This is a genomic window from Moorena producens 3L, from assembly GCF_000211815.1.
In the GTDB taxonomy this organism is placed as follows: Bacteria; Cyanobacteriota; Cyanobacteriia; order Cyanobacteriales; family Coleofasciculaceae; genus Moorena; species Moorena producens.
Genome location: NZ_GL890944.1, coordinates 1 through 14,621, shown reverse-complemented (window position 1 = coordinate 14,621; position 14,621 = coordinate 1). Strand labels below are relative to the sequence as shown.

Sequence of the window (14,621 nt, the reverse complement as noted above, 5' to 3'; positions counted from 1 at the left end):
CATTCATGTATAAAAGGTACAATAATCCCGCCGATGGCGGAGTATAACGACGAGTAAAGTAGAAAAAGACACAATAAATGCAGATTTTCTTTCTGATCTGGTTGGGACAACTAGTATCCCTTCTGGGGTCTAATCTTACCGAATTTGCTCTGGGTGTTTGGGCTTACCAGACTACTGGTTCAATCACCCAATTTGCCCTAATTTCTTTATTTATTCACTTACCCAATATTATCATCTCACCCATAGCTGGTACATTCGTAGACCGCTGGAATAGACGCTGGGCGATGATTCTCAGCGACTCTGTGGCAGGGGCTAGCACACTGGTGGTTATGGCTCTGGTGTTCTCGGGCAGGTTAGACATCTGGCACATTTACCTAGTCGTAGCAATCAGTTCAACGTTTAAGGCTTTCCAGTTGCCAGCCTATACAGCAGCTACGACTCAGCTGATGCCTCAAGAACATCTTAGCCGTGCTAATGGCATGATGCAAGCCTCTAGGGCAACTGCCAAGATTCTTGGACCGACCTTGGCGGGTGTGCTGCTGGAGACCATCCACTTGCAGGGAATTCTATTAATAGACTTCATCACATTCATCTTTGCCCTAGTGACATTGCTAAGGGTTCAGATTCCCCATCTCCAGTCTAGCCATCACACTCATCAAAAGCAAGCCCACTTCTCCCAACTGCGCCAAGATCTAGTATCAGGCTGGCGTTACATTGCCAAACGGCAAGGACTACGAGGGTTGCTGATGTTCTTTGCCGTGGTCTACTTCAGTATGGGTATTCTTCAGGTGTTGTTCTGGCCACTGGTGTTAAGTTTTGCCTCCAGTGCTGAACTTGGGGTGATTTTATCTATTGGTGGTTGTGGGATGCTGATTGGTAGCTTGGTCATGGCTACCTGGGGAGGACCCAAGCCCAGGATATACGGTATTTTTAGCTTTGTAATCCTGCAAGGCTTGTTCTTACTTTTAGGTGGGTGCCGCGCTTCTGTGAACTTAGCTGCTCTTGGAGCGTTTGGTGTTTTATTTGCTCAACCCATTATCGTTAGCTGTAATCAAACTATCTGGCAGAACAAAGTCCCAGCTAATCTGCAAGGACGGGTCTTCGCCTTACAACTGGCCATCGAAAACTCCTTATTGATCCTTGCCCACATGCTAACCGGACCGTTAGTCGATCATGTTTTAGAACCGATGATGGCTACCGATGGACTGTTAGCAGGTAGTATTGGGCATATCATTGGAGTTGGTCCAGGGCGTGGGATGGGCTTGCTGTTGCTGTTGATGGGAATTCTGAACATCCTGGCAAGCTTTATCGCTTATCGATATCCACCCATACGGCGAGTGGAAAAGGAACTGCCGGATGCGATTCACCCTAACCTAGGTTTAACTACTTCGACTAGTGTTTGATACCAAATTCGCTCCAAAAACCCCCGTTATGATTCCAGCATTCTTTCTCCTGTTCTCCTGAAGCTCCTGAAGCTCCTGAAGCTCCTCATGCTTTTTGCTGAAAAAGGGGGTAATTAACCCGGATTTGGTATGAAACGTTTCCTAACTCCTGGGATGGGCGAAGTATTTACATACAGATACTGATCATGGTTCAGGGGAAGATGGGGAAGATAGAGAAGATAGAATTGTTGTGCTCTTCCTCAATTCCCTCTCCTGATCACATTTGCCTTACCTGTTCTGACATGATTTATGCAACAATTGGGACGCATCGTCAATGCTTTGCCCCTAAAAATTAAACACGCTCTGAGTGGGATAATTCTATTCACCTATGAAAATTGCTATTATCACCTCTGGATTCTTGCCTGTCATTGATGGCGTAACAGTTAGTGGATTATCTAGGCTACAACGACTGAGTCAGTGGGGACACCAGGTGTTGTTATTTTGTCCTGAGTACAGTGCTTTAGAACATGTCTATCCCAATTGGCGAGATTATACTGGTCAAATCCTGCCTGGAGTGAGAATCATCAATTTACCGAGTACCTCATTCATGGACTTGGACTTTGAGCGTCAGGTGCGCAGGAGTTCCTATTCAATCCTCCTCCAGGAATTAAAAAAATTCCAGCCCGATATTATTCATGTTGATGAACCAGAAAGACTGTTTTTTGGATTTTTTCGAGTGCCTGGGGTGGCTTTTGCCAAAAAAGCTGGTATTCCCTGTGTGAGTTTTTTTAGGACTAATTTTATTGACTATGCCGAAGATTACTTTTCTCTACCGTCTCTGGTCGTCGCTGGAATTAAATTTATTTTTAAAACCATATTGATTTCAGTGTATAATTCTTATGATGTCACCCTAGTTTCTAGTCGGATTACCCATAAAAAAATTATCAATCTGGGCATTAAAAACACCCTACATGCCAATTTAGTTGGCTTTGATGCTAGTAAATTCTATCCTGGTTTACGGGAAGAACAGTTTTTCGAAAAGAACTATGATATTCCAGAGGTTGAGGGGAAAGTTAAGTTAATTTTTCTAGGTCGGTTAACTCCAGATAAGGGGTGGGAATTTACCCTAAATGCCTTTTCACGAGTTGTACAAGAGGTCAACAGTGACAAAATCGCACTGATCATTGCTGGTGATGGTTCGATGCGGGATGAGATTGCTACCCGCTTAAGCAAGTTAACACCTAATAGTTACTTACTGGGTAGAGTGCCACCGGAAAATGTTCCAGCTCTTTTGGTCAACAGTGATATTCATATCACAGCATCAGAAAAGGAGACTAGAGGGCTAACTATATTAGAAGCCTTCGCAGCTGGAATTCCTGTGCTCGCTCCTGAAGCAGGTGGGGTAGTGGAGAATATCCAAGACGGATGGAATGGTTTTTTGTTCACTCCCCAGAATCAGGAAGATTTCTGCGACAAGCTCAAAGTATTAATTGAGAACCCAGCGTTGCGACAGGAAATGGGTCGCAACGGTAGGGAGTGTGTTTCCCAGTATGGTTGGGATGAAAGGGTTCAGAATTTAGTTGGTATTTGGGAAAAGCAGATTGCCAAGAAAACCCACTGATATCAAGTCCAGTTAATTACTCAAGAGAATAGCCTATCGCTTTTTGGTAATGGGTAATGGGTAATGGGTAATGGATAATTGGTAATTGCCTATTACCAGCTAACGGATAGGATGAGTACTCCCATGGACTTGATCGGATTCAGTGGGGTTCTGTGTGTTTAAGGTTTAATAGTAGTCGGTTTCTGGCTGCGGCATTGGTACCATCTCAAAGTTGGATGGATCACGAAGATAACGAATGGCATCTTCTTCTAAGCGGTAGGTTATATAGGATTCAAGGGTATTTGTGTGTTTGAGGGCAGAAAGATAGCCATCGATATATAGCCGCAATTCATCGAAGCTATAACCTCGATTCCACAAATCGACTAGGGAGTCAGTAAGTTTTTGATAGCAGCGTATAGCTTGAGGATCTTGCAGCATAGTCTTAAGAAATTTTGAGTATCAACAGTAGCGGTATTGGCTCACTCAGTAGAAACTCGGATACGCCAACTTAACTTCAGTTTAGCAAAAGTAGCAAGTCCTCAATACTTTTCTCAATTATTTGTTATGTTACCTAGACTAAATTGCATCTTATATGCTATAATCTAAAATGGTCAGTTAAAATTAATGGTAAATTGAAATTTTACTATTGTCCTTATTGTCCCTCTGACCTGGTCCATTTGCTGCCACTAGGAAGTCGTATTGGAAGAACGCAAGCCAATATCGGGATCATAAGTAGCAGTTGTTACAGAATGTTGACCTGACCTTTGCTATGATTAAATACCAACGGCTAAGGCTAAGAGGACTTTAATGTGCCGTGGGCTCAGTTAGAATTCAGATTATTGAAGGAAACCCTCATTTGCGATCGCTTCTAGGGTCGCACCTGAAGAAATCCGGTTATGGGGTGTACCAATCACAAAATCTTGAGCAAGCCAAGGAAGACTTTCACCATCGCCAACCCACTCTGGTTATCCTAGACTCTGATTTACCAGACAGCGATGGGGTTGAATTTTGCTGCTGGCTTCAGCAGCAGCGAAAATCTCTAATTTTAATGTTGTCTGCTCGTAATAGTGAAAGAGATATCGTCACTGGTCTTAAAGCTGGGGCAGACGATTACCTCACCAAGCCCTTTGGTATACAGGAATTTATGGCACGGGTGGAAGCCCTAATTCGTCGCCTCCGCATTACGGTAGCTCCCCTGTCTCTGGACTACGGTGATCTCAAAATTGATTTAGTCCAGCGTCGTGTCCGCTTCAAAGAAGAGTTTATTGACCTGACTCCACAAGAATTTAGTTTGCTCTATGTACTCGCCCAAGCAGAGGGAATGCCTTTGAGTCGCTCTGAATTATTGCGCCGCGCTTGGCCCAATGCTATTGACAATCCGCGCACCATCGATACCCACGTCCTTGCCCTACGCAAAAAAATAGAAACTGATCCTCGACAACCCAACATTATTCAAACGGTTCGCAATGTTGGCTATCGGTTTAATCAAGGCATAAACGAGAATAATCCAAAACTTGGGACAGAACTGGCAGCCCAAAAGATTTATTAATGGTTAATTAACCATTAACCATTAACCCTTAACCCTTAACCATTAAATCCTGATCAACCAGCGTCGCCGATACATCCCATAGAGAATCAACCACCACAACAGTACATTGACTATGGCAAAGATCAAAGAACCATTCATGGCTCCAGCCCACGACCGAAACAGATTTTCATAAATCCAAGTATAGGTACTCACAGCATTATCACCTGTCCCTACCTTAGTTCGATATAGGATGCGAACTACTAAACCAGATGCGACAAACAGAAAAATCGCATTTAACCCCATTACTTCTAACGGCCATCCCCATCTGCGAAATCCCCGCACTTCAATTAACTCATAACAAGCAGCTAGTAACAGCATCGACCAACCAGCAGAAAAGACTACATAGGAACTTGTCCATAACTGCTTGTTAATTGGGAACCAGAAATCCCAAACCCAGCCTAAACCAAGACAACCTACACCAAATAGTACTAATCCCAAACTAGTGCGGGACGGTATCGGTTGATGGCGTAGCCAGTCCCCAACGAAATAGCCAGCCAAGACAGTTACTACCGCTGGGAAGGTGCTAAACAGTCCTTCTGGATCAAATTGAGCTTGTTTATACAAATGGTTTGTTCCCAATACCATACGGTCGATATAGGCAGCAAAATTCCCTTCCGGTGTCAGATTACCAGCACCATAATCAGGAACTGGTACTAAAGACATCGCTGCCCAGTACCCTAGCAAAACTATTCCGGTCAGTACCCACAAACCCCGTCGTCTTAGATTTAGCACTGCTACAGCACTAAGGAAATAGGCAAGACTAATGCGCTGCAAGACACCCATAATCCGAATAGTATCCCAGTTGTAAGTCGGAAAACCATTGAGCAGTAAGCCTAGGGCAAATAGAATGGCACATCGCCTGCCAATACGCCAATACCCCTGGGATACGGATTGGTTGTTATTGGTGTACTTGACTAAGGAAAAAGCCATTGCTACACCAGCAATAAATAAAAAGGCAGGAAATACTAAGTCTGTGGGTGTAAAACCATGCCACTTAGCGTGAAGTAAGGGGGGATAGACATAAGACCAACTTCCGGGATTGTTGACTAGAATCATGCTAGCCATGGCAATACCTCGAAAGACATCAAGAGAGGTTAGACGCATGATAGGCAAGAGGCAATAGGCAATAGACAAGAGGCAATAGGCAATAGACAAGAGGCAATAGGCAATAGACAAGAGGCAATAGGCAAAATTAAAATAACCGTCAACTGTCAACAAATGATTAAGCCCACTCTTGAGATGCTTTAGCTTCTGCTTGTACTAATCTCTCTCGTAATTGTTGCCAATTAATCTGCTCAGCTGGACTGTCTTGGAGTAACTGAGTATCTTGCAAATACAATAGTCGATTACAAAATAACTCAGCCATATCTAGCTGGTGATTGACCATCAAAATTGTGATCTGCTCCTTTCGGGCTAAATCGGTAAATACCCTGATCACCTGAGAGGCTATACCAGCATCTAAGGCTGAGGTGGGCTCATCAAGTAACACTATCCTTGGTTGGACAACTAGTGCTCGTGCGATCGCAACCAATTGCCGTTGTCCCAAAGACAGTTGTAACTCTGTACGCTCTAACCACTCCGCTGGGATGCGCAGTCTCTCTCGAATCTCTTGTGTCCGTTGTGCGTTCGCGTAGCGTGGCCTACGGCCAATCGCTTTTTTTGGCAGCTGTTGCAATACCAACGGATAAGCTAGAGCCTCCTGAACGGTCATTCCTAACAATTTTGGTTCTTGAGGAACCAGCATGATCTGTCGCCGCAATTCTAGGACAGGGATATTCCGGATGTTCTGATTATCTAGGTAAATTGTTCCCTGGGTGGACTCACTTAATCGGTTCAACAGCCGCAACAGAGAGGTTTTACCAGCACCAGATGGTCCAATCACGCTGATGCGATCGCATGGGCTGACCTCGAAAGAAATATCAGTTAATATAGGTATTCCAGCTGCTTTAGCCCTGGTTGAGAGGGTCAGGCTTACCTGCTTTAGCTGCAACAGGGGATTAGTCAATCGCTTTGCTCCAATTAAAAATTATCAATGTTTTAGCTGAGAGCTCTCAGCTAATGGGCTACAGATGGTGCTACAGATAGTGCTTTTATAGCGCTACGCCCAAGTCAGCAAGGTTATTGCGTCAGAAGTCAAAAGTAAGGGATTACTTACGTTTCGGAGTTTAGGAATGTCAAACATCTTAATGGGTAGTGCTATAGTACCTCAAGTACCGTGCGCGTAGCCCATTAGCTGAGAGCTGAGAGCTGATAGCTGAATGCTTACATCAAACCCTGATTGATAGCTGTGGTTATGGTCCAGGCATCTACAAGTAATAGCAAGAGGGTGAATCCGAACAAAATTAGATACATCCAAGGCTGGGCTAGGGGACGAATATCGGTAGTATCTATCCCGGTATAGTTTTGTACTAACTTAACTAAGCGATTAAATCCCACTACTCGCATTGGCAGCAAGTAAGCTTGGTCATAAGACTGGCTAACGAAATAGTAAACAAGCCCTCCTTGACCTGTGGTGCGCATTTTTAAGTCTTTCACCTCTTTCCAGTGTAATTGCCAACCTTTGCGGAAGAATCGGGGCACCCAATTGGGATAAGCTACCTGAATTTTTTCGTCATCTACAATCACCTGTTCGCTTAAGGCACCATAGAGGGCGATAAATCCTAAGCTAATTCCTATCCACAGGATTATTGGCGATACCGGAGTCGATGATACTTTAGCTAAAAACGGTAATGGTATCAACAGCGCCCAATAAAATGTGATTAGGGTAATCCGAATTATAGGAGAGATGCGAAATACAGAAGGGCTATACTGTTTATTTTCAGGGTTATTTTCAGGTTTAGTTTCAGATGCTTTTTTTTGATTTGGTGACATAATTAAAATGGTTTAATCAGGGAATAGGTAATAGGGAGTAGGGAGTAGTAAAAAGGGCAGAAAAATTTTCAGAATTAATTTATTATACCTCAAGGTTTAATCCCTTAGCGACCATTCAAAAATTTTCAACGTCTTCTTTAGTTAAACCAGTTGTTGCCACGATTAAATCCAAATCAATCCCTCTTGCTTTCATAGCTTGGGCTATTTCTATAGCTTTCTCTGCTCTCCCCTGTAATTTTCCAGCTGCTTCTGCTCCTGCCAACAGGCTAATTTCATACCGTTTATTTTCCAGATATTTCTGATAAGCAACCCTTTCTGGTAATGGTAAATTATCAATCCTGAGCTTATCCTTGGCCTCGGCTAATCCTCTGGCTTGGAACTCTTCCTTGATTTCACTATTCTTTAGGAAATAGATCCATTCATCTAAATTGTTTCTAGTTACATTATCAAACTGGTTGACTCTCAAGATATAATATTCGGGAAATATCTGGTATACTTTCTCTAGTTTGAACAACTCTTTCTGGAGACTGGATAACCCTAAGGAGTCTTGATGATGACGACCTCGTAAATCTAGTTTCCCTTCATAGATGTAATCTTGTCCTTGCCCCAGGGTAAAGTAAACAATATTAATGGAGTAGACTTTTTTGAGTTTACTATAGGGCTCTCCTTTATCTAGATATTGCGTGAGCAGTGTGGAGACGCCAAATAGCATCCGGTGAAAGTAATCATTTTCGGAACTATTTTGGACTTCCACTAGCAGTAACTCTCCAGCACTATTGAGCGCTAGAATATCAACCCGATTCAGTTTATTGTCTTCGGTGAGCCGATTACTTTCGCCTTCTAAAATAGATTCAATAGTAATCTCTTCTCCTAGTAATTCGGTGATCAAGCCTTCTAGGACAACATAATTAGCTTTATCCCTCAGCAGTTTTTTGATCGCCCAGTCAAAGCGGATGTGTGTCTTGGCCATGATTAGTAGGGAGTAGGGAGTAGGGAGTAGGGAGTAGGGATTAGTATAGTTAACAAGCAGTGTTAACTCAAAAATTAATTGATTTTATTATAGGTGGAATTTACTTTATTGATTTTCCTAGTAACTCTACCGGTAACGCTAGTTGCTGCTTGGTTTAATAATCTTATCTACTGATCATGGGTAAATTTACTCTACCGATCAGATCAGCTCTGTTATTGATTTCCCCAGTAACTCTACCGGTAACGCTAGTTGCTGGTTGGTTTAATAATCTTATCTACTGATCATGGGTAAATTTACTCTACCGGTAACCTTAGGTATATTGCTGATTTACTCAGTAACTCTAGGAATAAGTATAGCTGTCGGTTAGTTTAATAATACACTCTACTGCTCATGGGTAAATTTACTCTACCGGTAACGTCAGGTCTGTTATTGATTTCCCTAGTAACTCTACTAGTAACGCTATTTGTCGATTGCTTTAATCATGCACATTAATTATAATTTAAAATTACCAATTAACATAAGCATTCAGCCGTTTTCCAAAGGCCAATGGCTGAATTAACCTCAAGTAGAGTGCCCATAGGGAATCAGATGATAGCTGATAGCACCTCAAGTAGCACCTCAAGTAGCGCATTATCTGAATGCTTACCAATTAACAATTAACAATTAACAATTACTAAAATAGCTATTAGGCACTAGAAGGATTAACCTAACACCTAACTCAGGGAGATGTGGAATTCACGGATATCATTTCCTCCGTAACCTGATCAAAATTCCGTAATTCTCTCTAGGCAATAACCACATCAATCAAGCAATCCTAGATCACAAGAGTAGTTTAACTAGGAGGAAAATCGGATGCACCTCAAGTAGCGTGACCTAGGGTCAATCGCTTATCTGAGTGCTCAGTACTGAAAGCTGAGTTATTTGTTATTAATGATTAGGGCTCTACCGAACTGATTGTATGCATAAAACCGCGCTTATTGCCCACTAATTCTGATCGGGCGGGTAATTTATTAAAAATTATTCTTTCAAAAACTAAAACTCCTGCCAGATCATGATTATCATAATTATTTTATAAACGTTTTACATAGCAACTTTCCTAGAGCCACGATTAGTTATTTATTCGGTGTTGCTCAACTAAATAATTGATTGACATCAAGACTAGTTGGGTCAGTTACCAATTAGCTTTTCTCTTTAATTCATTCCGGCCAGTTATGAAATCTTTATTCAATTATCTCAAAAAAATCCCAAACCATTCCTCAGACTCTCCTCGGGCATCTGAGGTAAATTCTGATTGGCAGCCTTTAGGCTTTAACCTGATGGGCATAACTAACCTAGCTAAAGCTACTTTCCCGATCCTGGTGACAGGTTCTGCTTTGCTGGTGTCTACTCCTACTGAAGTAGCAGGGCAGGTTGGTATTGATGCGTCACTCGCCACAGGGCCAAGGCCATTTAGTTTGCGTTACAGCGCCCACGTGCCCGGTAATATGGTGGCGATTGGTAATGCCTCATTGATTTGCGATCGCACCAATGCATCCTGCTTAAACGGACTAGCCACTGGCAATGTCGGCAACAACAGCGGTGGTCTGGCCATGCAGATGCTAGATTCCGATAGCGATCCAAGTACCTTTAACTCTAGCTCTGCCGATTTAACCCTGCCTGTCGGTGCCAATGTGTTGTTTGCAGGTCTTTACTGGGGGGGCACCTCTGACGGTGCCACCACGCCTGCACCGGATGCCAGTAAGCGAAATGAAGCCTTGTTAGCTACGCCAGAGGGAGGCTATCAGACCGTTACGGCAGATACGTTCACAAGTATTGATAACTCTGCAACAAGCGGCTGGGATGTATACAGCTCCTTCGCGGATGTGACAAGTTTGGTGCAAGCGGCTGGGAGTGGTACCTATACTCTAGCGAATGTACAGGCAAGTACAGGCACAGGATTTACCTATCCCAATGCTGGTTGGTCATTAATCGTGGTGTACGAAGATCCAAGTGAGCCCCGACGGAATATGACTGTTTTCGACGGGTACGACTTCTCAGGGTTCAATACCGGCAATACCCAAACCTTAACTGGGCTAAGGACGCCACCAACACCAGGCTTTAGTGTCTTTATGGGTGCATTCGCGGGGGATGGCGAGCCGGATGTAAGCGGCGATACACTGTCGATTAATAATACTCCGGTGTCCGACCCCGTGAACCCATTAAATAACTTTTATAACAGCACAATTTCTCAGTATGGGTCTCATGTCACAAGTCGTACTCCTAATGATCCCTACAATATGGTTGTGGATATTGATCTTCTAGATCTGACGGCTTGGAACGAAGCCAACAACGTCATTCCGACCAATGCAACCAGTATTGATTTGAACCTATCCACGTCAGGTGATGGCATCTGGCCTATGGTTTACTTCTTTGGGGTGGAGGTGTTTGAACCGAATCTGGTCACTGAGTTTGAGAAGACCACCCCCCAAACAACTTATCAGAATGGGGATACGATTGGTTATACCATTAGTGTTACAAATACAGGGAATGATAACGCCGTTAACACGGTGATTACGGATATCATTCCGACAGGAACAACCTTTGTACCGGGATCGTTGAAAATTAATGGAGTGACTAAAACCGATGGTGCTACTGATGAAGCTGAGTTTGATGGCACCAACGTTATCTTTCGTGTAGGTACGGGGGCAAACACCACCCAGGGGGGGCAGTTAAACGTTAACGAGACGGTGACCATGTCCTTTGAGGTCACTGTTACAGCTGCGCCTGGGGAAAAGGTTTGTAACCAGGCTTCAATTGACTATGAAGGGGAAGCCAGTGGAAATCAGGCATCAGGGACGTCGGATGACCCAAATACAGCGACATTTGGTGACTGTACTGAAATTACAGTAACGCCTCCTACAACAACTGTTGACTATGGTGATGCTCCTGATACTACCGCCAGCACCGGTAATGGGGATTACCAAACCTTATCCGCTAATAGTGGTCCTACCCATACCATTGACAATAGCACCTATTTAGGGGCAGGAGTAACAGCTGATACGGATGGCTTTGGAGATGGCACCGATAATAACAATAACGCTACCGATGATACCGATGATGGGGTTCAAATTAATAGCGCTAGCCTACAAGGACAAACTCTACCGATATCGGATAATGTTAGATTAGATATCACTACAGCCGGGTCTGGAGTGCTGAATGCTTGGATTGACTGGAACGCAGATGGAGACTTTGATGATAGTGGTGAGCAAATTGCTACCAATGCTAGTCCTAGTGGAAATGCGATCGCATTAAACCTAACTGTACCAGCTGGAGCTACCGTTGGTAATACTTATGCACGTTTCCGGTATAGTTCTGATACTGGCCTTACTCCTACTGGTGCCGCTAGTGATGGTGAGGTAGAGGATTATCAAATTGCGATCGCTAACTCTACACCAACGACTGCCTCTGTAGGGGATCAAGTCTGGGAAGACCTAGATGGTGATGGCATCCAAGATCCTGGAGAGCCTGGAATTCCCAACGCCCTAGTCAATATCTACAAATCTGACAACACCTTAGTTGATGCCACTTTTACCGACAGTAGTGGTAACTACAGTTTCAGCGACCTTGACCCAGGGGATTACATCATTGAATTCACCTCCCCTGCTGTGGGCTATAGCTTCACTCGCCAAGATGCTGGGGATGACACCCTAGACAGTGATGCCGATCCAGTCACAGGTCGCACCGATACCTTCACCTTGGCTGCGGGAGACAACAATACCAGTATTGATGCTGGACTTACCCTTAAAGCCAACACTATTGTCGCTTGCGATATCATACCACTCCAGGCTACCAATTGGACTGAAACCCTGAACGTAGAGAAATTTGATTCTGCTCTAGGGAGCCTGGCCAGGGTAGACCTAACCCTGAGTACCCTGATTGCACAAGAGTTAATCTACGAGAATACGGCAGACCAGCCAAAAACAATAACCGTGAACCAGGAGGGAGAAGTCAGTGTTTCCTTGCCTGATACTAACGCCAATATTACCAGAAATTACAACCAATCCACCGACTTCAATCTACCAGCCTTCGATGGTAGTGATCCTCCTGACTTTAGCGGCACTTCCGGTGGCAGGACTCCCACGATTCTTGCCTATGAAACCCATACCGAGGAGTACACTAACCTAGCTGATTTCATTAGCTCCTCATCACCAGTGGAAACCGTCAGTATCCCGGTGAATACTACCTCTGCAGCTACTTTCATTAACTCTCAGAACGCTTCCACTGGCTCTAGTAGCGAGGCAACCGCCGGATTGTGTGTCACCTATACCTACAGTTTAGTCCCGAAAGAACCTTCAGCCAGCATAGTCCCGGAAGAAGCTTCACCGGAAGCCGGAAATATCGTTATCAACGAAGTCCTCTACGCCCAAACTGGCAGCAGTGCTGAAGCTAATGATGAATTCATCGAACTCTATAACTCTTCCGATAATGCTGTAGATATCAGTAACTGGAAGCTAGCCGATAGCAACCTGATTTTTAACAGTACTGATAATACTGGCAACATTACTGGTGATGCTGCTAATCCGGCCTATATCTTCCCCAACAACACCACTCTCCAACCAGGGGAATACGCTGTTATTTGGATTGGCAACAATACATCAGACCATCAAGCTCCCGATGCTGCATTCCAGGATTGGTTAGGAAAGGCAGCCAAACTTAACAATGCTGGAGAAGATATCTGGCTGTATGACGAGGAATTCAAGATTGTAGACTACATTGCTTATGGCTCCAATAACGCCATCAATACTCCACCCTCAGCTGAATTGAATCTGTGGGATGACACCTACCAACGAGACTTAGATGGGGCAAGCACTGGTCAATCGATTAGTCTCACCCCCAATGGAGAAGACGGAAATACTAGTGCTTGCTGGGAGCATACCCTTAGTAATGATGCCAATGGCCGTTGTCCTGAATTCCTGGAAACCAGGGATACAGATACGGTGAGTGTACGCCAAACTAGTGTTGGAGTTTATAACAATATCTTGCCCAATGTCATCCTGGTCAAGCGGATTACTGCTATTAAACCCAAAGATACCAACCAGTGGATAGAGCTACCGCAATCCGGCTCACCCTTTATCGATGGCATTGATGGTGGCAGTTCTGAGAATAACGTTGGTTCCGACCGTGCTGCTGATGACAATGACCCCAACTGGCCGAATCCTGATGTGTATCTGCGGGGATTAATTAACTCTGGGCAAGTGATGCCAGGGGATGAGTTAGAGTATACTGTATATTTCCTCTCCAATGGCAGCAACGATGCTAAAAACCTGCGCATCTGTGACCGAGTGCCTGGGGAAACTACCTTTATTACCGATTCCTTTAATGCCACAGCTGGCTTCCCAAGTAGTGATGTCGGGATTGCCATGTTCCAGAGCACTACTGCCCTAGCCTCAGGTGGTCCAGCTGAACCGAACATCTATCTTACTAATATTCCCGATAGCGATCGCGGTCGGTATTACGGGCCAGGAACCTCAGTGCCATCGGGATGTAATGTCACCTTCAATCAAAATGGAGTAGTAGTAGTGGAAGTTGGGGATGTGCCAAACGCTGATTCACCCGGAAACCCACCCAATTCCTATGGATTTATTCGCTTCCGGGCTTTAGTCAAATAAGGCAGAATTAAGAATTTAGAATGCAGAATGTATAATTAAGAATGTATAATTAAGAATGTAGAATGTAGAATGTATAATGTAGAATGTATAATTAAGAATGTAGAATTAAGAATGTAGAATTAAGAATGTAGAATGGTGAAGGCAGAAGCCAGAAGCCAGAAGCCAGAAGCCAGAAGCCAGAAGCCAGAAGCCAGAATGGTTAATTCTTAATTCTTAATTCTTAATTCTTAATTCTACATTCTCAATTCTCAATTCTTAATTCTTAATTCTTAATTCTCAATTCTTAATTCTCAATTCTCAATTCTCAATTCTCAATTCTCAATTCTCAATTCTCAATTCTTAATTCTCAATTCTTAATTCTCAATTCTTAATTCTCAATTCTTAATTCTACATTCTCAATTCTACATTCTTAATTCTACATTCTTAATTATTAATTATTAATTACCCCTAAAATCCCCAAAAAAACTTTTATAAAACCCTTGAAAAACTAATTATAATCATTCCAATAATCACTATAATCACAATGAGTTCAGTTTTTAGNGATGTCCAAAAATTTCCCAAA

The 14,621-nt window shown here is 43.5% G+C and carries 9 protein-coding genes; 4 read left to right on the top strand and 5 right to left on the bottom strand.

What is annotated here, in order from left to right; genetic code table 11:
* The first annotated feature begins 77 nt into the window (after nucleotides 1–77).
* Both LYNGBM3L_RS21400 and LYNGBM3L_RS21395 read left to right on the top strand, forming a co-directional pair.
* Nucleotides 78–1,403 carry an MFS transporter gene (locus LYNGBM3L_RS21400; protein ID WP_008187791.1) on the top strand — a complete coding sequence of 442 codons (1,326 nt, stop codon included), beginning with the start codon at nucleotides 78–80 and terminating at the stop codon, nucleotides 1,401–1,403.
* Nucleotides 1,404–1,770: 367 nt separating this feature from the next.
* Nucleotides 1,771–3,003 (top strand): glycosyltransferase, encoded by a 1,233-nt coding sequence (locus tag LYNGBM3L_RS21395; RefSeq protein WP_008187789.1) that lies wholly within the window; start codon nucleotides 1,771–1,773, stop codon nucleotides 3,001–3,003.
* A gap of 165 nt (nucleotides 3,004–3,168) precedes the next feature.
* On the opposite strand, the gene LYNGBM3L_RS21390 is transcribed toward LYNGBM3L_RS21395, so the two are convergent.
* Nucleotides 3,169–3,420 carry a DUF6761 family protein gene (locus LYNGBM3L_RS21390; RefSeq protein WP_008187787.1) on the bottom strand — a complete coding sequence of 84 codons (252 nt, stop codon included), beginning with the start codon at nucleotides 3,418–3,420 and terminating at the stop codon, nucleotides 3,169–3,171.
* 376 nt (nucleotides 3,421–3,796) lie between these two features.
* Between LYNGBM3L_RS21390 and LYNGBM3L_RS21385 the strand changes: the two genes are divergently transcribed.
* Complete coding sequence (locus tag LYNGBM3L_RS21385; RefSeq protein ID WP_008187786.1) at nucleotides 3,797–4,531, top strand: response regulator transcription factor; 735 nt, start codon at nucleotides 3,797–3,799, stop codon at nucleotides 4,529–4,531.
* 42 nt (nucleotides 4,532–4,573) lie between these two features.
* On the opposite strand, the gene LYNGBM3L_RS21380 is transcribed toward LYNGBM3L_RS21385, so the two are convergent.
* The 4 genes from LYNGBM3L_RS21380 to LYNGBM3L_RS21365 form a co-directional block, all read right to left on the bottom strand.
* Nucleotides 4,574–5,674 carry an acyltransferase family protein gene (locus LYNGBM3L_RS21380; protein ID WP_008187785.1) on the bottom strand — a complete coding sequence of 367 codons (1,101 nt, stop codon included), beginning with the start codon at nucleotides 5,672–5,674 and terminating at the stop codon, nucleotides 4,574–4,576.
* 118 nt (nucleotides 5,675–5,792) lie between these two features.
* Nucleotides 5,793–6,575 (bottom strand): ABC transporter ATP-binding protein, encoded by a 783-nt coding sequence (locus LYNGBM3L_RS21375; RefSeq protein WP_008187784.1) that lies wholly within the window; start codon nucleotides 6,573–6,575, stop codon nucleotides 5,793–5,795.
* A 257-nt stretch (nucleotides 6,576–6,832) separates the two neighbouring features.
* Nucleotides 6,833–7,441 carry a hypothetical protein gene (locus tag LYNGBM3L_RS21370; protein ID WP_008187783.1) on the bottom strand — a complete coding sequence of 203 codons (609 nt, stop codon included), beginning with the start codon at nucleotides 7,439–7,441 and terminating at the stop codon, nucleotides 6,833–6,835.
* A 115-nt stretch (nucleotides 7,442–7,556) separates the two neighbouring features.
* Nucleotides 7,557–8,411, bottom strand: coding sequence for an Rpn family recombination-promoting nuclease/putative transposase (locus tag LYNGBM3L_RS21365; protein ID WP_008187782.1), 855 nt, complete (start codon nucleotides 8,409–8,411; stop codon nucleotides 7,557–7,559).
* Nucleotides 8,412–9,622: 1,211 nt separating this feature from the next.
* Between LYNGBM3L_RS21365 and LYNGBM3L_RS21360 the strand changes: the two genes are divergently transcribed.
* Nucleotides 9,623–14,059, top strand: coding sequence for a choice-of-anchor E domain-containing protein (locus LYNGBM3L_RS21360; protein ID WP_131827229.1), 4,437 nt, complete (start codon nucleotides 9,623–9,625; stop codon nucleotides 14,057–14,059).
* Nucleotides 14,060–14,621 lie beyond the last annotated feature (562 nt).